Origin of the sequence: Sutcliffiella horikoshii (genome assembly GCF_021991925.1) — a bacterium.
GTDB lineage: Bacteria > Bacillota > Bacilli > Bacillales > Bacillaceae_I > Sutcliffiella_A > Sutcliffiella_A horikoshii_F.
On the sequence record NZ_RXZI01000001.1, the window covers coordinates 498,449 to 518,535 of the forward strand.

The 20,087-nt window shown below is 39.8% G+C and carries 26 protein-coding genes; 18 read left to right on the forward strand and 8 right to left on the reverse strand.

All coding sequences use genetic code 11. The features are described from left to right. Window positions 1-42: 42 nt before the first annotated feature. Window positions 43-981, reverse strand: coding sequence for a COX15/CtaA family protein (locus EKQ44_RS02410; protein WP_237661921.1), 939 nt, complete (start codon window positions 979-981; stop codon window positions 43-45). Window positions 982-1,473: 492 nt separating this feature from the next. On the opposite strand from EKQ44_RS02410, the gene cyoE reads away from it, so the two are divergent. The 7 genes from cyoE (at window position 1,474) to EKQ44_RS02445 (ending at window position 8,251) form a co-directional block, all read left to right on the forward strand. Beyond that, window positions 1,474-2,415 (forward strand): heme o synthase, encoded by a 942-nt coding sequence (cyoE, locus tag EKQ44_RS02415; protein WP_414491239.1) that lies wholly within the window; start codon window positions 1,474-1,476, stop codon window positions 2,413-2,415. Between the two features lie 282 nt (window positions 2,416-2,697). Then, window positions 2,698-3,762: a cytochrome c oxidase subunit II gene (gene coxB / locus EKQ44_RS02420; protein ID WP_237661922.1), complete on the forward strand. Its 1,065-nt coding sequence runs from the start codon at window positions 2,698-2,700 to the stop codon at window positions 3,760-3,762. A 25-nt stretch (window positions 3,763-3,787) separates the two neighbouring features. Beyond that, a complete protein-coding gene (gene ctaD / locus EKQ44_RS02425) occupies window positions 3,788-5,671 on the forward strand; it encodes a cytochrome c oxidase subunit I (protein WP_237661923.1) in 1,884 nt (627 codons plus the stop codon). Beyond that, window positions 5,671-6,294, forward strand: coding sequence for a cytochrome (ubi)quinol oxidase subunit III (locus EKQ44_RS02430; protein ID WP_237661924.1), 624 nt, complete (start codon window positions 5,671-5,673; stop codon window positions 6,292-6,294). The genes ctaD and EKQ44_RS02430 overlap by 1 nt, the downstream gene beginning before the upstream one ends. Before the next feature lie 6 nt (window positions 6,295-6,300). Next, window positions 6,301-6,633 (forward strand): cytochrome c oxidase subunit IVB, encoded by a 333-nt coding sequence (gene ctaF / locus EKQ44_RS02435; protein ID WP_237661925.1) that lies wholly within the window; start codon window positions 6,301-6,303, stop codon window positions 6,631-6,633. A 201-nt stretch (window positions 6,634-6,834) separates the two neighbouring features. Continuing rightward, window positions 6,835-7,743 (forward strand): cytochrome c oxidase assembly factor CtaG, encoded by a 909-nt coding sequence (ctaG, locus tag EKQ44_RS02440; protein WP_237661926.1) that lies wholly within the window; start codon window positions 6,835-6,837, stop codon window positions 7,741-7,743. A gap of 40 nt (window positions 7,744-7,783) precedes the next feature. After that, a complete protein-coding gene (locus EKQ44_RS02445) occupies window positions 7,784-8,251 on the forward strand; it encodes a DUF420 domain-containing protein (protein ID WP_237661927.1) in 468 nt (155 codons plus the stop codon). A gap of 40 nt (window positions 8,252-8,291) precedes the next feature. On the opposite strand, the gene ytvI is transcribed toward EKQ44_RS02445, so the two are convergent. After that, window positions 8,292-9,350 (reverse strand): sporulation integral membrane protein YtvI, encoded by a 1,059-nt coding sequence (gene ytvI, locus EKQ44_RS02450; RefSeq protein ID WP_237661928.1) that lies wholly within the window; start codon window positions 9,348-9,350, stop codon window positions 8,292-8,294. A gap of 208 nt (window positions 9,351-9,558) precedes the next feature. Here ytvI and EKQ44_RS02455 point away from each other — a divergent pair, with 208 nt between their 5' ends. Next, window positions 9,559-9,900 (forward strand): Asp23/Gls24 family envelope stress response protein, encoded by a 342-nt coding sequence (locus EKQ44_RS02455; RefSeq protein WP_237661929.1) that lies wholly within the window; start codon window positions 9,559-9,561, stop codon window positions 9,898-9,900. 64 nt (window positions 9,901-9,964) lie between these two features. Here the strand turns inward: EKQ44_RS02455 and EKQ44_RS02460 are convergent, their stop codons facing one another. After that, window positions 9,965-10,321 (reverse strand): YugN family protein, encoded by a 357-nt coding sequence (locus tag EKQ44_RS02460; protein ID WP_237661930.1) that lies wholly within the window; start codon window positions 10,319-10,321, stop codon window positions 9,965-9,967. 237 nt (window positions 10,322-10,558) lie between these two features. Here EKQ44_RS02460 and EKQ44_RS02465 point away from each other — a divergent pair, with 237 nt between their 5' ends. Both EKQ44_RS02465 and EKQ44_RS02470 read left to right on the forward strand, forming a co-directional pair. Continuing rightward, the gene (locus EKQ44_RS02465) at window positions 10,559-10,972 is read left to right on the forward strand and encodes a CBS domain-containing protein (protein ID WP_237661931.1); all 414 of its coding nucleotides are present in this window, start codon (window positions 10,559-10,561) and stop codon (window positions 10,970-10,972) included. 367 nt (window positions 10,973-11,339) lie between these two features. After that, window positions 11,340-12,401 carry a CAP domain-containing protein gene (locus EKQ44_RS02470; protein ID WP_237661932.1) on the forward strand — a complete coding sequence of 354 codons (1,062 nt, stop codon included), beginning with the start codon at window positions 11,340-11,342 and terminating at the stop codon, window positions 12,399-12,401. A 21-nt stretch (window positions 12,402-12,422) separates the two neighbouring features. On the opposite strand, the gene EKQ44_RS02475 is transcribed toward EKQ44_RS02470, so the two are convergent. Further along, window positions 12,423-12,800, reverse strand: a complete 378-nt coding sequence (locus tag EKQ44_RS02475) for a hypothetical protein (RefSeq protein ID WP_237661933.1) — start codon at window positions 12,798-12,800, stop codon at window positions 12,423-12,425. A 14-nt stretch (window positions 12,801-12,814) separates the two neighbouring features. Then, complete coding sequence (locus EKQ44_RS02480; RefSeq protein WP_237661934.1) at window positions 12,815-13,300, reverse strand: PaaI family thioesterase; 486 nt, start codon at window positions 13,298-13,300, stop codon at window positions 12,815-12,817. A gap of 138 nt (window positions 13,301-13,438) precedes the next feature. On the opposite strand from EKQ44_RS02480, the gene ylbD reads away from it, so the two are divergent. The 4 genes from ylbD to EKQ44_RS02500 all read left to right on the forward strand — a co-directional run bounded on the left by ylbD (window position 13,439) and on the right by EKQ44_RS02500 (window position 15,158). Then, a complete protein-coding gene (ylbD, locus tag EKQ44_RS02485; RefSeq protein WP_237661935.1) occupies window positions 13,439-13,840 on the forward strand; it encodes a YlbD family protein in 402 nt (133 codons plus the stop codon). A gap of 15 nt (window positions 13,841-13,855) precedes the next feature. Further along, window positions 13,856-14,095, forward strand: a complete 240-nt coding sequence (locus EKQ44_RS02490) for a YlbE-like family protein (protein WP_063561234.1) — start codon at window positions 13,856-13,858, stop codon at window positions 14,093-14,095. Between the two features lie 117 nt (window positions 14,096-14,212). Then, window positions 14,213-14,638, forward strand: coding sequence for a hypothetical protein (locus EKQ44_RS02495; RefSeq protein ID WP_237661936.1), 426 nt, complete (start codon window positions 14,213-14,215; stop codon window positions 14,636-14,638). Between the two features lie 70 nt (window positions 14,639-14,708). Then, the gene (locus EKQ44_RS02500) at window positions 14,709-15,158 is read left to right on the forward strand and encodes a YlbF/YmcA family competence regulator (RefSeq protein WP_237662543.1); all 450 of its coding nucleotides are present in this window, start codon (window positions 14,709-14,711) and stop codon (window positions 15,156-15,158) included. A gap of 38 nt (window positions 15,159-15,196) precedes the next feature. On the opposite strand, the gene EKQ44_RS02505 is transcribed toward EKQ44_RS02500, so the two are convergent. Further along, the gene (locus tag EKQ44_RS02505) at window positions 15,197-15,532 is read right to left on the reverse strand and encodes a hypothetical protein (protein WP_237661937.1); all 336 of its coding nucleotides are present in this window, start codon (window positions 15,530-15,532) and stop codon (window positions 15,197-15,199) included. Window positions 15,533-15,678: 146 nt separating this feature from the next. On the opposite strand from EKQ44_RS02505, the gene EKQ44_RS02510 reads away from it, so the two are divergent. Then, window positions 15,679-15,954: a YlbG family protein gene (locus EKQ44_RS02510; RefSeq protein ID WP_237661938.1), complete on the forward strand. Its 276-nt coding sequence runs from the start codon at window positions 15,679-15,681 to the stop codon at window positions 15,952-15,954. Window positions 15,955-16,174: 220 nt separating this feature from the next. Here the strand turns inward: EKQ44_RS02510 and EKQ44_RS02515 are convergent, their stop codons facing one another. Further along, the gene (locus tag EKQ44_RS02515; RefSeq protein WP_237661939.1) at window positions 16,175-16,564 is read right to left on the reverse strand and encodes a DUF7147 family protein; all 390 of its coding nucleotides are present in this window, start codon (window positions 16,562-16,564) and stop codon (window positions 16,175-16,177) included. Window positions 16,565-16,671: 107 nt separating this feature from the next. On the opposite strand from EKQ44_RS02515, the gene EKQ44_RS02520 reads away from it, so the two are divergent. From EKQ44_RS02520 to coaD, 3 genes are all read left to right on the forward strand, one after another. After that, window positions 16,672-16,992, forward strand: a complete 321-nt coding sequence (locus EKQ44_RS02520) for a hypothetical protein (RefSeq protein WP_237661940.1) — start codon at window positions 16,672-16,674, stop codon at window positions 16,990-16,992. Between the two features lie 547 nt (window positions 16,993-17,539). Then, entirely contained in the window at window positions 17,540-18,112 is a 573-nt protein-coding gene (rsmD, locus tag EKQ44_RS02525) for a 16S rRNA (guanine(966)-N(2))-methyltransferase RsmD (RefSeq protein WP_237662544.1), read from the forward strand. 1 nt (window position 18,113) lies between these two features. Further along, window positions 18,114-18,599: a pantetheine-phosphate adenylyltransferase gene (gene coaD / locus EKQ44_RS02530; RefSeq protein ID WP_237661941.1), complete on the forward strand. Its 486-nt coding sequence runs from the start codon at window positions 18,114-18,116 to the stop codon at window positions 18,597-18,599. Between the two features lie 29 nt (window positions 18,600-18,628). Here coaD and ylbJ read toward each other — a convergent pair whose 3' ends face one another. Continuing rightward, window positions 18,629-19,870 carry a sporulation integral membrane protein YlbJ gene (gene ylbJ, locus EKQ44_RS02535; protein WP_237661942.1) on the reverse strand — a complete coding sequence of 414 codons (1,242 nt, stop codon included), beginning with the start codon at window positions 19,868-19,870 and terminating at the stop codon, window positions 18,629-18,631. Window positions 19,871-20,087: the final 217 nt, after the last annotated feature.

The following is a 20,087-nucleotide window of genomic DNA, read 5'->3' on the forward strand; positions in this document are numbered from 1 at the left end:
TACAAAGTTGAAAAAAGAGTGGGAATAAGCTCCCGCTCTTTTTTACATTGATTTTGTTGTGTCATTTCCCAATTTTATGCGATTGCTTTTATTTCGTGTCACAAGCATCAAGAAGTAACTTAGAACTCCAAATAAACAGGAGATGATAAGTGCATGAAGCAAGGCGACAAAGATATTAAGATTGGTTACGACAACTAGGGCGCCTGTTGTTGCTTGTAATAAAACCAGGATGGAACAGATCACCCAGCCGAAATGAATAACAGGCTGGTGTTTGTATTTTTTTATGGCCAGGATGGTTACATAAACAATCCACACCACAATCAGTCCAGCGGCAGCACGGTGTCCCATTTGAATCCATTCATGCATTTGGGTTGGAATTCCCAGTCCATTTCGTGTACAGCTTGGCCAACTTGGGCAAGCTAAACTTGCACCAACGTGTCTTACTAAGGCACCACTATATACAACCATATAACAATAGACGATTATTCCGATAATATGGAAGGACATTCGGCGGTCTACAATCATCGTTTCTGCATCGAACTTCTTATCTACTTCAAAAATCAGGAGGGTAAGAAGGAATACAGAAGCAAAGGACACTAAAGATATACCGAAGTGAAGTGCCAGCACTGCGGAGGATTGTCCCCACATAACAGCTGCAGCACCAATTAGTGCCTGTAAGATTAAAACCAGAAACGATAATAGTGCCAAGAATTTTGTTTCTCTTTTATGTCCGATGGTTCTCCATGCCCAGATTGCAAGTGTCAATACCATAAGAGCAGCAACACCGGAAACTAAACGGTGACTTAACTCCACTATTAGGGCAAAATCAATATTACTTGGAATAAGCTCACCATGACAGAGAGGCCAAGATCTTCCACAGCCCATACCTGATCCAGTTTTTGTAACAAGTGCTCCCCCAATTAAAACAAATAGCATGACAATAGACGTGCAAACGGCGAACCATTTCAATAATTTGTACACTAGATTCACCTTCTTAGAAAGAATTTCTATCTCCCTTATATAAAAAAAAGAGTAAAAATGTTAAAATAGTAAACGTCCTCCCAATACTACACAATCTGACGGTAATTGACAACATCCCCGTGCAGTTATAAACGAGGAAATTATTATCGTGAAAAAGGTTGAATAATGGTGTGGAGTCTGCTAGAAATATATAAGGGAAGTGTGATAAAAGCTTATTCACCAATGTGAACAGCTTCAACAAATCTTATTATATACCGTTTTATAAAGTGCGGGTGCTATTCTTTCTAGGTGACACAAATTAGTCATATTTTCTTCAAATATAATTCACAATGTATTTAGCAAATATGATTTAATATACAGAGAGAATGTAACGTAAGCACCTGTTGCTTCATACATGCAAAGAACTGCTTTTAAACTGCGGTGGTGAAAACGCATTCACTTCACCCTTTCTAAAGTGGAAAGTTTGCATTCAGGTTCAAAGGAGGAATATAAATGGCAGATTTGAGGACTTTGGACCAAGCGCCTGCTTCATTATCAGATGAACGTCCTCAAGGTATGGAAGTTGCTCCTTCTAAATGGAAAGACTTCTTAGCGCTAATAAAAATTGGGATCGTTAATTCCAATTTCATCACTACGTTTACCGGCCTCTGGTTAGCCATATATTTTACCCAGACAGATGGTTTTATCGCTAATTTGGATATCGTGTTCCTTACAATGATTGGCTCATCTCTTGTTGTAGCAGGTTCCTGTAGTTTAAATAACTATATAGACCGGGATATCGATCATCTAATGACGAGAACAAAAAACCGACCGACTGTAACTGGTAGGATGGACCCAAAAGGGGCACTTTACCTCGGACTGATCCTTACAGCTGTCGGTACGGTAGTATTGGCTTTTACTACGATTATGGCTGCTGTAATCGGACTTATTGGGGCTTTCACCTATGTGGTTTTATATACAATGTGGTCTAAAAGGAAAAACACCCTTAACACGGTCATCGGAAGTATATCAGGAGCGGTTCCGCCTCTGATTGGATGGGCAGCTGTCGATCCGAGCCTTTCCTTGATCGCATGGATATTATTTTTCATCATGTTTGTATGGCAGATTCCGCATTTCCTTGCCATTGCGATTAGAAGGTGTGAAGAATATCGGAATGCTGGCATCCCGATGCTACCTGTTGTGCATGGCTTTGATATTACTAGAAGGCAAATGCTTGTGTGGGTTGCCTGTCTGTTGCCACTTCCTTTCTGGCTTTTCGACCTGGGAGGGGCATTGATCATCTTGGCAACTTTATTGAATCTGGGCTGGCTTGCTTTAAGCATAGCTGGATTTAAGATGAAAGATGGAATGAAATGGGCAACGCTGATGTTTGTCTACTCGTTGAATTATTTGACCATTCTTTTTGTCTCTATGATTATTGTGACAATCTTTTAATCAGGTAAAAATGAAGAAATGAACATGACAGCTATTGCTTACTTAGAGTGGCTGTCTGTTTTCACGCTATTCCCTCAAATTTAAAGGGTGAAATAACGCAAGCTGTGGTATAGTAATCATTGAGTGCGAATTTTGTCTATTGAGGTGAAAGCATGTGAAGGTCCGGTGACGAATCGGATCTACATCTAACTTCGTGATTAGATTCTTTCTAAAAGCTTTGAAGGAATTTATCAATACATTCTACTTCACTCACTAAATATGAAAGAGGGGTTTGATTAGGCTATGAAGAAATGGCTACCTAATTGGCGTATAGTATCACTTTTCAGTGTAATGGCGCTATTCTTATCAGGCTGTGGTAAACCATTCTTATCTGCACTTCAGCCGGTAGGTGAAGTGGCAGATATGCAAAAATCACTGATTTTGTTAAGCACAGCAATTATGACTCTTGTAGTAGTTGTGGTTTCTATTATCTTCATTTACGTTGTAGTAAAATTCCGTCAGCGTAAAGGCGATAAAGAAATTATTCCAAAGCAAGTGGAGGGAAGCCACAAGCTTGAAATCACCTGGACTGTTATTCCGATTTTATTACTATTAATCTTAGCAGTTCCAACTGTATCTTACACTTTCCACCTAGCTGATGTAAGCAAAATGGATGAGGAAGATACGGATGCACTTGTAGTAAATGTTACGGCACATCTATACTGGTGGGAGTTTGAATACCCAGAGTATGGAGTGGTGACAAGTCAAGATTTATATGTTCCAACAGATGAGAATATTTACTTCAACTTGGAAGCAAGTCAAGTAAAACACTCCTTCTGGATTCCTTCTGCTGGAGGGAAAATGGATACAAATACTGACAACACAAACCGATTCTGGTTAAACTTTGACTCAGAGCGTGTAGGACAGGCAGAAAACCTATTCCACGGAAAATGTGCCGAGTTATGCGGACCTTCCCATGCATTGATGGACTTCAAAGTTAAAACAATGCCTCGTGAAGAGTTTGATCAGTGGATTGAAGACATGCAAGGAACAGAGCATGCAGCTGATGATACGGAACTTGCACAAGCTGGGGAAGAAATCTTCGCTCAAAGCTGTATTGCGTGTCACGCAATCGGAGCAGATCCTCAGGCCGATGCAAACGTAGGACCAAACTTAACAAACTTCGGAGATCGAACTAAGATCGCTGGTATCTTAGATCATACACCTGGAGAGTTGGAAAGATGGATTAAAGATCCTGAAGCAATCAAGCCTGGTAACCTGATGACAGGAAAATACGGGGACTTGAATCAGGAAGAAGTAGACGCTCTTGTTGAATACTTAATGTCATTAAAAGTAGACGAAGAATAGATTTTTAAGAAAGGGAGGTTACATTGTGAGTACGTTAGCACAGAAAAAAGGCTTTGGCGCAACGGTTTGGGACTACCTGACAACGGTTGACCATAAGAAAATCGCCATCCTTTACCTTATTGCCGGCGGATTCTTCTTTATCGTTGGTGGCCTGGAAGCGATGTTCATTCGTATCCAATTGGCTGTACCTAATAATGATTTTTTAGCTGCTGGCCTTTATAATGAAATACTTACTATGCACGGAACAACAATGATTTTCCTGGCAGCGATGCCATTATTGTTCGCGTTCATGAACGCAGCTGTTCCTTTACAAATCGGAGCACGTGACGTTGCATTCCCATTTATCAACGCATTAGGATTTTGGTTATTCTTCTTTGGAGGAGTTTTTCTTAACCTTAGTTGGTTTATTGGTGTTGATGGCCCTGGTGCTCCTGATGCTGGGTGGACGTCTTATGCGTCACTTTCCCTTGCATCTGAGGGGTCTGGTATCGACTTTTACGCATTAGGACTCCAGATATCGGGTATTGGTACTCTAATCGGGGGAATCAACTTCCTTGTTACAATCATCAATATGCGTGCACCTGGTATGACATATATGCGTATGCCATTATTCACATGGTCCACATTTGTAGCATCTGCATTAATTCTTTTTGCTTTCCCTCCATTAACTGTAGGGTTGGCACTGTTAATGTTCGACCGTCTATTCGGTACAGCATTCTTTGATCCGAACCTAGGTGGTAACACAGTAATCTGGGAACATCTATTCTGGATTTTTGGACATCCTGAGGTATACATATTGATCTTACCTGCATTCGGTATTTTCTCTGATGTATTCTCAACTTTCTCCAAGAAACGCTTATTCGGATACTCTTCCATGGTATTCGCAACAGTACTAATCGGTTTCTTAGGATTCATGGTATGGGCTCACCACATGTTCACAACCGGTCTTGGACCAATTGCGAACGCGATCTTTGCGGTAGCTACAATGGCAATTGCCGTACCAACAGGTATCAAAATCTTTAACTGGATGTTCACCATGTGGGGCGGACAGTTACAAATCAATACTGCCATGCTTTGGTCTGTAGCATTCATTCCTACTTTCGTACTTGGTGGGGTTACAGGGGTTATGTTAGCTTCAGCAGCTGCTGATTATCAGTACCATGATTCCTACTTTGTAGTAGCCCACTTCCACTATGTAATCGTTGGTGGGGTAGTGTTCGGTCTATTTGCTGGACTTCACTACTGGTGGCCGAAGATTTTTGGTAAGATTTTAGATGAGAAGCTAGGAAAGATCACGTTTTGGTTGTTCTTCTTCGGTTTCCATTTAACTTTCTTCATCCAGCATTTCCTTGGCCTAATGGGTATGCCACGTCGTGTATTTACATTCGGTAAGGATTTAGGATGGGATCTTGCCAACCTTATCAGTTCCGTGGGAGCAATTTTCATGGCACTTGCAACAGTTGTATTGTTCATTAATATCGTAAAAACTTCTTTAAGCAAGCAAACAGTTGCTGGGGATGCTTGGGGTTATGGCCGTACGTTAGAATGGTCCATTCCTTCACCACCACCAGAGCACAACTTTACACAAACTCCGCTTGTTCGTGGACTTGATCCTTTATGGGTTGAGAAGATGGAAGGCAAAAAAGGCATGACGCCTGCAGAACCAATTGGTGATATTCACATGCCTAACGGTTCCATTCTTCCTTTTATCATTTCATTTGGATTGTTCATTGCAGCATTCGGTGTACTATTCAAGAATGAATACGCTTGGGGTATCCCGGTAATGATCATTGGATTGTTAGTAACATTTGGTGCCATGTTCTTCCGTTCTATAATCGACGATCATGGATATCATATTCATAAAGAGGATCTTCTTGGTGAAGATGAGGACAAGGGGGCGAAGCTATAATGCATACAGAAGAGAAATTAACAGCAGAAACTTTCCCAGCTTCGCCTGAAAAGGCAACCCTTGAAGGTAAAAACAAGTTCTTAGGTTTCTGGTTATTTCTAGGCGGAGAGACTGTTTTATTTGCTTCATTGTTTGCAACTTATTTAGCTCTTAGTGGACCAGATTCCATTGTTTCCGGTCCGGACCAAAAAGAATTATTTGACCTTGGGCTTGTATTTGCCGCAACGATGATTCTTTTGACAAGTTCTTTAACAAGTGTGTACGCTATGTACCACATGAAAAACTTTAACTTCAAAAAGATGCAATTATGGATGGGTATCACATGGCTCCTAGGATTAGCGTTCTTAATCCTAGAGATTTATGAGTTCAATCATTATATCCATTTAGGCCATACGATTACTAGTAGTGCATTTGGATCTGCATTCTATGTATTAGTTGGTACTCACGGTGCCCACGTATTCTTCGGATTATTATGGATCGGTACACTTTTGATCCGTAACATGAGACGTGGATTGGATCTGTACAATGCTCCTAAGTTCTATGTAGCATCACTTTACTGGCACTTTATCGACGTTGTATGGTTATTCATCTTTACTGTAGTATATTTAATGGGATTGGTGTGATGACTGATGGCAAATACTCAATCAAATACAGGTAACCCAAAAGTAGATTTAGAATACCGTCGTAAAAAGAATAAGGAAGAAATGAAATACCAAGTTGTTTCCTTCGTATTAATGATCTTCCTTACTCTACTTGCTTTCTTGGCGGTTGGTGCAGAGATGTCCAAGTACTTTATCGTACCATTCATCATCTTGCTTGCAATCGTTCAGTGTATCTTCCAGCTTTACTATTTCATGCACATGAACCACAAAGGGCATGAAACGCCAGCGTTGTTCTTATACTCTGGTTTGGCAGTTGGATTGATTACAATCTTAGCTTTCACGACTATCATTTGGTGGTAATATCAAATGGAAAAGGCAGCCTCCATAGGCTGCCTTTTTGCTTTGTTTAATAAACACACTTGAACCTTGTCTAAATAATGACACTTACTGTTTATGGAACCATCCTTTTTCACACTTCATTGAATGGGCTTATCCTTGTATAGTATAATATGTATGTAAAGTGAAAGTGATGAAGCTTTAAAAAATTGAGGTGACAGCATAATGATCGGCAACTTGGATATGTTTGGATTTCAAGCGTTATGGAGTCCATATTTATTGGCGACAACCATACTTATAACAATTCTGTATTTTTATATTACTGGAAAAGGACGACACCGCTTCAAGGATTCGGAAGAGATATCTAATAAGCAACGTGCATTTTTTCTAAGCAGTATGATCTTGTTCTACTTGGTAAAAGGTTCCCCGGTGGATCTGTTAAGCCATTTGATGCTTAGTGCACATATGACACAAATGGCCATACTCTATCTGGTAATACCTCCTATCTTGTTGATGGGAATGCCCGCATGGATATTAAGAAAAGTCATCAATCTACCGGTTGTTAAGCCGGTATTCAGATTTATCTCCAAGCCACTGATAGCATTATTGGTGTTTAATGTGCTTTTCTCTCTTTACCATATACCTGTTGTATTTGATACAATAAAAGTCGACATGGTCTATCATACAACCTATACAACCGTTATGTTCGTTGGAGCATTTATCATGTGGTGGCCGCTTGTCAATCCGCTACCTGAGGAGCAACGTTTATCCGGAATTAAAAAGATTGGATATATCATGGCTGACGGGATGCTGCTTACGCCTGCGTGTGCGCTGATCATTTTCGCGGATCAGCCTTTATATGCAACCTACTCAGAGATGACGGCTTGGCTTGCTGCGCTTGAATTGTGTGTGCCGGCGGGAACGTTGGCAGGCCTTGACCTTGGAGGCCCTGAGTTATTTAATGCGTTGCCACTGGTGGAAGATCAACAGCTCGGCGGTGTCATCATGAAGATCATTCAGGAAATCATGTATGGAAGCATACTTGCCTATGTTTTCTTTGGATGGGCCAGACGAGAGCGTGAAAAGGATGAAATGGATCTGAACAAGGCAATGCATCCAAAAGTAGCAGAATGACTGGATAGACAGCAACAAGTTAGTACGAGGGGAGAAAGAAATGGATTATTCAATTCCAATTATGCCAACAATCAGTACGTTTTTTATTGTACTGAGTGCAATTTTTGTTGCGATAGGCTGGTATCTGATTATTAAAAGAAAGATTGAAGCGCATAAAAAAGTGATGTTTTTAGCAGCAATCTTTGCTATCATCTTCTTTATTATATATGCTTCAAGGACCATTTTTGTCGGAAACACTAGCTTTGGAGGACCTGATGATATAAAAGTGTATTATACTATTTTTCTTCTGTTCCATATTACACTTGCGACAGTAGGTGCTGTGATGGGAATCATTACATTATGGACAGGATATAAAAATCGTCTGGATAGACACAGAAAGCTTGGGCCTATTACCAGTATTATATGGTTTACGACAGCTATCACAGGAGTTGCCGTATACCTATTGTTATACGTTATCTATCAAGGTGGAGAAACCACATCTGTTTTCAAAGCAATACTGGGACTATAAAAAAAGGTGTTTGGACAAATGTCCGAACACCTTTTTTAAGTTATATCTTAAAGTTCATTTTGATAATTCCTGCCTCACGGGCCGAGTTGAACGCAATCAACAAGAGTGGACCGACAATGAATCCTAAGATACCAATCAACTTTAAACCTAAATACATGGCAATCAGTGTAGCTAATGGTGAAAGACCAATATGGCTGCCCATCACTTTCGGTTCAACTGTCCTTCTGATGATTAGCAATACGACTGCTAGTATAGCCAACTGCGTCCCGAGACTGATATCACCTGTTATAAGGTGGAACAATGCCCATGGTCCTAGTATGACAATTGAGCCGATAATCGGAATGAAATCAATGACCCAGATTATGAAGGCCATGAGTAAAGCAACCTCAGGGGCTATGAATAGTAAACCTATAAGTGTAATGAAAAATATGATAATGCTCACTAAAAACTGGGCTTTAAAAAATCCGAAAATTACATAAGATAACCTGGAACTCATAAAGTGGACCTTATCTGCCGTTTCTTCTTTCAAATGTGAATAGAGGCCGGCTTTCAAGCGAGGCATATCCAGAAGAAACAGAAACAAGGCTATCAAGTAGACAATGAAACTGACGAGATAATTCGGTATGTTGGTAAAGATATTCTTTACATTTTGGATATTGAAAAGGTCAGTTAAGTATATCCTCAGATCATAAAGCAATTTATCTACCTGCAGGCTAATTTCACTGACAAATTCAGGTGGTAGGTCTTCAGAAGCATTAGTCATATCTTCCTGGAAATCCCTCCATACCCGATTCACTTCATTTATGTAGGATGGTGCATTTTCTACTAGGTTGATTGCTTCTGTAATCACTTTAGTTGTCAGAAAGTAGCCCATGATTCCAATGCTCGTGACAAACATCAAAAATACGATAAAAACAGAAAGGTTCCTTTTTAGTTTGGCACGTTCTTGAATCAGCCTTACAAGAGGTTCAAGAAAAAGAGCAGTAATTAACGCAATGATAATGGGAATGGAAACAGGCAATATAAAAAATGCAATTACGGCTATTACCGCAATGATGATTAGAATAAAAAGTGTTCGAATACTAAACAGCGTTGACAATGGATGTCTCCTTTCTAATACCATACTCCTATATTAATTATAGTACGGATTTTATTGAAATAACAGTATGTAAGAAAATAAATATGTGTCTAGATCGTAATTATGATTTTTTTGATAAAGAAAGGGAAATGGGAAAGATAAGTCATACAGGCACCATGTTTAGTGTATGCACATAAAATAATAAAACCACAAAAAGGAGGTTCATCATATGTTGGAGCTTAAGAAAAGTCAAACAGACATGAGTAATATGTTGCTCCAAACAGTCATATCCATATGTGTCACTGATATCGGTGGAATAAAAAGCCTTCCTCCAAGGTTGCTGGGTAAATTCTATTCCATACTTAGCAAGGATCAATTGAATAATGCTGTTATCCAATATGACATGGATAATAATATTATCATCGATATCTTTATTGAAGTCGAATATAACCAACGTATACCGATGAAGGTTCAGGAACTCCAGCAGTTAATAAAAAAAGAAATTGAAGTAATTACCGGGTACACAGTAAAAGAAGTGAACGTGTACGTAGATGGAATCTGGGTTAAATAAATTCCAAATAAAAAAGGTGACAGCAGGTTTTATACCAGCAAATCACCTTCATTCGCAGCTTGTATTATTTTAATGCATCCATGCGTTCTTTCGCTTGTTTTAACAATGATTTAGAAGTGGAAACAACATTGGATGGGAATGTTTCACCTTCACCGTATTCCACACCATGTGGGTAGTAATGTTTGCCTAAAAGCGGTGTAAGCAAGTTGATCATGGCATGGGAACCACCAATATCACCTTCTACTGCAAACCCTTGAACGCGAAGGTAAAATACACCTTCTTTTGTTTCGAATTTACGGTCGAATGTAACTCGCTCGTAATCCCACTGACCAGCAAGGTCAAAGCCTAAATCCTCAAAAATGTCCGTTAAACGGGATAATTCTACTTTTTCATTTTCAAAACCTGTATTTTCAATTTTCATGTATGTACACTCCTTTTTCTATCTCTACATCTCGAAATAAGTATGCTCCCTGTTAATAATAGTACGAAAGCGGATAACTTTCAATAAGGAATAGAATAACTATCCTTGTCATAGAAAGTTTTTTGGAAAAAGTCATGATTTTGTAGAAAATGGTGAACCTAAGGATGAGAGAAGGGATACTCTTATCCTCCTCTATTTAATGAACTGCTATGTATGAATATTAATGGAGGTCAGATTATGCAAACTGTACGTGAAGTCATGACAACAAATGTTGATTTTTGCACACCGCTTGATAATGTTTTTGAGGTCGCAACCAAAATGAAAGATCTAAATGTAGGAGCAATTCCGATTGTTGAAAACAATGAGCTACTTGGAATGATTACGGATAGAGATCTTGTGGTTAGAGGGATTGCTGAAAAGCATCCCGGTTCCAATTCTGTAACCAATGTCATGAGTGACCACTTAATTACCATCGGACCCGATGCTTCTATTGAAGAAGCCGCTCATAAGATGGCTGAGCATCAGATAAGAAGGCTGCCTGTAGTGGAGAATGGAGCACTAATCGGAATTGTTTCACTGGGTGATTTGGCAATACGCGACTATTCCGATGATCAAGCAGGAGAAGCGCTTAGTGACATATCAGAAAAATAGCATCTAAGGAAAGCTGGATTGTTAAAGAATCCAGTTTTTTTTATGTTCTGTCAGGCATTTGGATGGTTACGAATATTCTATGTTGATGGTAGTAATGGGGGAAGACTCCTGCGGAAGGTAGCGCCTAATGGAGACCCCCCAGCATGCCAAAGAGGCTCCGCATGCGTCCAGTGGAAAACGGAGGCCGTTTTGGAATCAAACAGCGGTGGATTAACGGACGAACCTTTTATTAATTATGCTTATGAAGTATTCATTTTTTTCAAAAAGGGTATACATAGGATAACTCTACCAGTGTCTAGTAAATCGTAAAAGTGGAATGAAAAGATTCCTATTAAATATAATGATAGAAAAGGGAGGGAAACAGTGGATGAGAGGTTTATTTTTCTTGCTATTTATTGCTTTTTGTTTGTATCTATTTGTAAATGTTGAACCTCACGAAATAGAGAGTTTCATAAAGGAACAACCTCTTAGCGGACAGATTACTCCGGAAAAAAGAGAATCTGAAGAAAAAGCATTTGTTCAATCTGAAATTCAGATGAATGATAATATAGAAGGTTTAGCCTCCTTTGTGGGAAAAGATGCGAATGAACTGCTAGATACTTTTGGTGACCCTAACCGAAAAGATTTATCTTCTTATGATTATGAATGGTGGATATACAACAAGAATCTAGAAAATTACATGCAATTTGGTGTAAGTGATGGGAAAGTAGTGACCGTCTTTGGGACAGGAAATGAGAGCAAACATGAACTATTTGAAATAGGACAATCCTATGAATCATTGAACGAAAAATATGATTTTCCTGATAGTGTAACAGTGGATCATAAGGAAGGTTCCTATCAGTTTCAGCTGAAGCCTGAAGAAATGAAGACCCGCCCCTTGATAAAGGTGGAGGATATTTATGTTCAATTATATTTTGACGATTTTGAACAACAGCTGTCGAGTGTACGATATATGAATGATGAAACATTGATCAAACAACGACCGTACGAGCTTGTGTATAGAGGTCCTTTACTTGATGCCAAAGAGCTGACAGAAGAGGAGTGGACAAGGGTTGAAGAAGGCAATGCACAGCAAATCATTGATTTTACCAACATCATCAGAGCCCGTTTTGACCTTGAAGCTGTGGAGTGGGATGGAGATACTGCTGAAGTCGCCTACTTACATAGTAAGGACATGAGGGAGGGCAATTATTTTTCACATACCTCCCCTACTAGAGGAACGTTGACGGATAGGTTAATGGAAGGGCAGATAACGTTTCGCCTTGCCGGAGAGAACATTGCTGCAAAATATGTGGACGGGGTTGCTGCTGTTGAAGGTTGGCTCAATAGTGAAGGTCACAGAAACACATTACTAAATTCTCGGTTTACTCATTTGGGTGTAGGTGTTAATGAGAAATATTATACCCAGAATTTTATTGAAACATGGTAAGAATATAGAAAGAAGACAGCCTTATTCCCCAGGGCTGTCTTTTCTCTTGATTGTAAGGATCTCTCCTGCCCGAAACAAGTCATCCTCCCACATGCCATGTATCCTTATCTCATCTCCAGGCATCAGGGAGGGGGGGCTATTGGACTCTGTATAGGGCTGTTTGTAGACAATGTTGATGATCTTATTATTATTCTGTATCCGGATAATTGTGTCCTGGGTAAATAATTGATGGTAAAACCGCTTCTTTTCCGTATGCAGATCTACCACTTTGCCTTCCACCCTCGATTCAAGGGGGATTTCGCAAAGGTTTTCCCAACGTTCCTTCTGTTTGGCTGCCTCTTTTCTTGTTATCCAATAAAAATATAAGATCAGAACAGGAATGACAATAGCAGTAACCATTTTCCCCTCCCTTTCTAACTTCTTTTGGGAATGACAAAGAAACTTCCGGTAGCATGTGCAATTAGAGTACCGTCACTACGATAGACCTTCCCTTCCATGACAAGCAGCTTAGAGCCTTTGTGTATCACTGTGGCCACACAGGTAAAATGATCGCCTACTCCTTTTGCTACATAATTCACCTTCATTTCGGTGGTAACAGCCGCCTTGTCCTCCGGAATCAATTTGAAGGCGAGTGTTCCCATTGCCGAATCAAGCAAAGTCGCCGTCAAGCCCCCATGCAATATGTCCAGGGAGTTTTGTAACAGTGATGTATTCGGGATTTCCATTGTTAACGTGTCAGGTTCTTGAAACTCACTCTTAATTTCCATAAGTGCCCCGATATGAGTACCGTTGACTCCATCTCTTTTCCTTTTTAGACTATGAAGGAATAAAGAAGCCACATCGCGCTCCTCTTCGGTTGCATCTCTTAAAAAATCTTCCCATTGCTGACTGATATCCATTCTCTTGTCCTTCTTTCTACTCAAAAGTCTATCTACATCTTAACAATGGAAAGCACGGAAGAAAAGAAAAATAGGCGAACGCTTTTTCTTTTTTACAATAAAATAAACTAGGCATATATGCAGAAAAGAGGTGAGAGAATGGCAACTAAACAAAAACATCCAAGTATTGAAAAGTTCAAGGACTTTGTAAAAAGGCACCCTAAGCTGTCAGAGGAAGTAAGAAACAAGAAAAAGACTTGGCAGGATTTGTTCGAGGAATGGTATTTGCTCGGGGAAGAGGATGAGAGTTGGAAGAGCTTCCGGCAGGACGGTGCGGCCCAAGTTGATAAGGTTGACAAAGGGGCAAAATCTGATGTTATTCCTCAATTGCTGCAATCATTGAAGAAGATGGATATGAACCAAATGCAATATCATCTAACAAATGTCAATTCAGCTATCGGAAATATTCAACAACTGATCCAACAATTCCTCCCCAACGCATCAAAAGGAAGTTCTCCTTCCCAAGGAGCAAAGAATCCGTTTTCGTTTCGAAAAGATTAGGAATGGATGAGATACATGCGAAAAGATATCTATGAATACATTCAAAAAAAGAAGACGTTGAAGAGCTACTTAAGAGAACAGCCAGTGTGGTATCGGACATTGACAAGGAACCCCGAGAAACTGAATGACTTTGAATTATCTTCTATGCATTATTACAAGCAGACAATCCCTCATAAAGTGGAGAAATTTCAAAATTCCGTTCAAATGGCTTCCATGATGGTTCATATGTTTCAAACAATGAAAAACATGGATTAATAGCATCATTACGCTCCCAAATGTAGTGGGGGCGTATTATTTTGATTTCGATTCGAATAGAATGATACCTCCTTTCTCAAACTAAAGCTAAACAAGTATAAGAAAGGAGAATACGCAGTGAAAAAAATGGCAATTTTATTTATCTGTCTATTTACGTTGGTACTAGGTGGATGCAAGGAAGAGCAGCAAAAACCAGAGAGTGAAGTGGGTTCCAATGGGGAAGTGATGGAGGTACTCTCCCATTCAACCTTAACCAAACAAAACGCTTTATCCATGACTGTTCATCATCAAATTAAAGGTACTAACATCTATATGGAATGCATCGTTACACCTAATTTTCACTTCCAGTCTACTGCTAGCGGAAAGAAACACGGAGAGGGACAGGTGGCAGTTTACCTGGATAATAAACGATGGGAAACTTTTACAAGTGGAGCTTTCATACTAAAGGGAGTTCCACAAGGCAGGCATGAGATCAAGGTGAAGCTGCTTCATAATGATCGATCAGAGTATGGTATTGAAGAAGGCTTCCAAGTAGAAATCTGATTTCCCTTAAACAGAGCATTACACTTCCGTAGTAAAACATGGTATGATGGTCTTGGAGGTGTATTCCATGATGATTGCTACTTTTGAGCATGTTCAAATGGTCGAAAAAGCGGAAGAATTAGCGAAGATGATTTGGCAGTCCGAACTTGCTGAAGACTATCATCGCTGTCTATATAATTTACAACATGACCAAGAAGCACAAGAACTTATACGTGCTTTTGATTCTATAAAAGAAAGATATGAGGAAGTACAGAGATTCGGGAAGTATCATCCTGATTATCGTAAAGTAACCCTCGAAACTCGTGAATTGAAGCGGAAAGTGGATCTCCACGAGACTATTCACGCGTTCAAGCAAGCAGAGGATGCCATCCAAAAAACTTTGGATGAAATCAGTGTCATGATTGGAAAAGCGGTTTCAAAGAACGTAAAAGTGCCTACAGGCAATCCGTTTTTCGACTCCATGACAAGCTGCGGTGGTGGCTGTGGTTCCGGTGGCGGATGTGGCTGCAAAGCAAGCTAGATTGTTACCCATGAAGCTGCACATTTGCAGCTTCTTTTTTAGGCTTTTTTCTTCAATCGGATACAATCTTCACACAGGTTACCACAGCAGAACATCTTTTCCTGGGGTACATAGAACCGATGGCGGTAAACAAAAAGATTATCCTGACACCGAAAAAAATGAGTCTCCACCGTTACCTTTTTCTTGAACATCGCTTTTTTGGAACAAACATGTATAAAAGATTGCCCCTTCTCCTCCCAGTCGTAAATATGGTCAGAATCGATTTGCACATATAAAAAAGGAATGCCGGCTACTTTTTTACGAAAACAATGAACTACTAGATCATTTTTATTTAGTTCTTCCAGAAATGTATCCCAGATCTGCTCCAGTTCCACCACAAACACCCTTTCCTAAACATTAGTGAAGGAATATTCTCATATTTCCGTTGCTTTAACTATGTCATAATATTTCCATTCATGCTAAACTATAAAATAATACGTTTGTATAAAAGTGAAAGATTCATGATAAAGGGGTAAATTCTATGCTATCACAAAGACAAGGCATTGTCGTATGGCTTCATTCTCTAAAACAAGCCAAATTATTAAGACGTTATGGAAATGTCATATATATATCCAAGAAATTAAAATATGTCCTGTTCTATTGTAACAGCGAAGATACAGATTCACTTGTGGAAAAGCTGAACAGGCAATCCTATGTGAAGAAAGTGGAGGTTTCCCATAAACCTTCCATTAAAACGCATTATGAAAATTCAAGACCGGATAAAGCGAAGGAATATGATTATAAAATGGGTCTATAACAAGTTTTGTAAACGTTGCTGTTGCTTTCCGCAGTAAGACTTCGCTTGTTGATTGGCGACCGTTGTCTCTTTGCATCAATGGAGGTCTCTCAAGATTGTCGCTACTCACCGGCTGGAGGATAACCATTATGCTCCAATCAACAGTTGGAAACAGGTTATAATAAAAAAGCAGTACAAACTTAAGAAATTAGGTTTTGTACTGCTTTTTTATGTTTCATGATTATCTTAATGCGGGAATATAATGGTTTAACCGAAGTATCCCAATTAAATATTGAAAATACAGCTCCTTTTCAGCAAAGGTTTCTGTCGGTTTTACATCGAACTGTATGATTTCCTTGCCAAGTTCTTTTGCAACCTCTTGAAATAATTCGGCCCGCTTATTCGGTTGGAACTTGTGATTGGGAATCCCCTCCAAACAGATATAAAGGGCTTGGAAATCCCCAGGGTTTGTGGGTTTCATCACAGCCACAAAGGAAGACATATCCCTTCCGTTTTTTACTGTATGTAGCATGATAAGGTGTTGTAGACGACCCTTATTGCTTCTTGTCAACTCCATGAGTTCATATATATCAGAATAACCTTCACCAAGTTCTATAAAACGTTGTATCATTTTCTTCTCCTCTCAAAGCAGCTCTTACTCTTATTTATACTCAAACATACTTTACCATGTAACCTTGAAAATTTGAAGAGAATCCAAATGAAGAAGGAGGTTTGCTAATGATGTGGTTTACCCTGATACTCATTGCAAGCATGATTATAATGTATGTCTATGATCATTTCTATGGTAAAAAGTCTACAGATAAGAATCATGGGTTGCCGATTAAAGGAATGCTTGTCACAGGCATTCTATATTATCTGGTTTCAAAAGGGTTACTCTCAAAAGAAGAGGAAAAGCTCTTGGAAGATAAGAGCATAGAAGAAATAGAAAGCTATGTTTTCAAAATGGGTGTAATGACTGAACTGGAATGGAGCGAGATTTGCTTGAACCTTTGTGAAGCACAACAGGATGGTGGCTTCGATTTTGACAGCCTGGCTTAATTTATTCGAAATATAAAAAGGCTTTTTTCGTAAACTTTGTTGCTTTTACGTACTCATAAACCAACCGTTATATATCTAATTGTCGTGCTCTTTTCCCTGTGATACAACATTCACTGCTGCTTTTTTTAGGTATCTAAGCAGTAAAAAGTCCAACTGCCGACTTTTTACTATTGAATAGCAACAATCTTTAAGAAAAGAGCCCAAAAAAAAACCCTGCTCGGATGTCCGGGCAGGGTCCTTCCATCCCTTGACATAATCAAGGTTAAGAAGGCAAAGGGAGAGGAGAAACCGGAGGAAGAACTTATGGGGAAACGTAAGTCTTCTCCGCGGTTGGCAACAACATCACACGAAAGGATGTTGTTAAAACTTAGTATGAACAGAATTAGAGAATGCTATACACATTAGTTTAATCTTATAGAAATTGGTTTAATCATTACTTGTGCTCGGGAGTCTCCTTTCATGGTGCTTGAGAAATACTTTTGAATTTCTTGTCGAATATGATAGGATATTCATGATTGACAAACTAGAATTAAAGTATGGTGATACAATGAGAGTTGTTTCGGGGAAATGGAAAGGTAGACAGTTGAAAGCGGTTCCAGGGATGAATACTAGACCGACAACTGATAAAGTAAAAGAGGCGGTTTTTAATATTATCGGTCCGTATTTTGACGGCGGACTTGCTTTAGACCTTTTTGGTGGAAGCGGGTCACTCGGTATTGAAGCGATCAGCAGGGGAATGGATAAGGCGATTTTTGTGGACAAGGATGGAAAAGCCATACAGACAATCAAGCAGAATGTAGAGGCTTTTGACTTGAATGAACAGGTTGAAGTCTACCGTAATGACGCAATAAGAGCACTGAATGCATTGAAAAAACGGGAAATTCAATTTGATCTTATTCTTTTAGATCCACCTTATAAAAAACATCATTTGGAAGATCTAATACATAAAATAAGTGAATATGGACTATTGTCCCCGACAGGACTTATCATGGCAGAGCATAGCAATGACGTCAAACTGCCTGAACATATGGGGGGATTCATTAGAACAAGGCAGGAGGATTATGGGTTGACGGTCATTTCCGTTTATCGACCTAGCCGTGTAGAAGAAGGGGGAAATTAATGTGGCAAGTGTAGCGGTCTGTCCGGGCAGTTTTGATCCGGTCACATTTGGTCATTTGGATATTATCAAGAGAGCATCGAAAGTCTTCGACAAGGTATATGTTTGTGTATTGAACAATTCATCTAAAAAGCCTCTTTTTACAGTAGATGAGAGGGTAGGAATGATACAAGAAGTGACAAGAGAGTTCGGTAATGTAGAAGTGGAAGAGTTTCATGGTCTCTTGATAGACTATGCCCACAGTAAAAATGCGAGTTCCATTGTCAGAGGACTGCGTGCGGTCTCTGATTTTGAATACGAAATGCAGATTACTTCGATGAACAGGGTGCTCGATGAAAGTATTGAAACCTTGTTCATGATGACCAACAATCAATACTCTTTCCTGAGTTCAAGTATTGTGAAAGAAGTAGCGAAATATGATGGATCTGTATCGGAGTTGGTGCCGCCAACTGTGGAAGAGGCGTTACGTAAAAAGTTCCGAAAAGAATAGAAAGCACATTACCAGCACTGTTGAACTTCTCAGTGCTGGTTTTTTACATTTTTCCTCTTTCTAAATAACAGAAAAAGGTAGATCCATAACATGGATAAGGTGAAAAGCGGGCCGTACACTTGAAAAAGTTTCAACATGTTTTCCCAAAAACCATCAGGTATCAATGGAGAAAAAACCGGTATATCTCCGCTGACAGTTTCAAAGCCCTCCAGCTTCCGATCCAGGGGATGCCATAAGATAAAAGTAATGACTGCTGCAAATGTCCCGTGCAGTATACGTGCAAAGAAGAAAGGTTTAAATCGGATATCGGACTCTGCCAATATACTTGCGACCTGTGCCTGAACGGAGAATCCACTGAAGGCAAGGAAGAAGCTCGTCACGATGATCTGCTCCATCAAGCTTACACCTTTCACCTCACTTGTCAGCTTGCCTCCTAGTGTGATTTCAAAAAGACCGGAAATGAGCGGATAGCTGAGATCCTTTGAAATATCAAACACTGTCAGCAATAGACTGATGATGCCAGCAAGTATAGCGGTAACAGATATGAGTGACAGCATACTGTTCAGAACGGAAAACAGGATAAGGAAGCCTCCGACCATGAGCAATGTCTGTACTGACGACAGAACTGCATCACCAAGCAGTTTCCCTAAAGGTTTATTGTTCTTTAAACGGGTCCTATGAAGCTCTGAGAAGGCCTTTCTCAAAGAAACCCTCTGTCTGGTCCTAGATAGTTCATCTTGCCGTTTAGACTTATAATATGGCCCATGAAACCTCATGACCAGTCCAACACAAATATTCCCGATGTAATGCGCAGCAGCCAGAATGATTCCCACCTTGGGGTTATGAAAAAAACCCACTGCAATTGCACCGAATATGAAAAGGGGATTGGATGAGTTGGTAAAAGACACAAGTCTTTCCCCTTCCACCTGAGTGATCTGATTTTCCTGCCGTAGCCTTACAGTGAGTTTTGCCCCGGAAGGATAGCCGGATGCCATTCCCATCGCCCAAACAAAGCCTCCTACTCCCGGTACCCGGAAAAGAGGACGCATAAATGGCTCGAGCAGGACCCCGATAAATGCCACTACCCCAAAACCGATCAGTAGTTCACTGATGATCAAGAATGGAAGGAGGGAGGGGAATACAATATCCCACCACATATTAAGTCCCCTAACACTCGCTTGAAAAGAAGCTTGAGGATTAAGAATAAGAGATAGTGTAAGTAGGGAAATAATAATAGCAAAAAACAGCGTTTTCCATTTTGAAGAATCCAAGCTGTTACCCCCCTTGCGTAGAATGTTGCATGAAAAATGAAAGGCTCGTGCTCCTGTAGAAGATGTGCGGATTTCTTTTTTGTACAAGAATGATTAGGTTTTTGTTAGAATAATATTAATTACCCATACAGTGGCAACTAGATTGTCCAGCTACCTTACCTTTCAATATACGTGGATGGGACAGGGAATTAGAACCTAAATTGACCCAAGTCTTCAC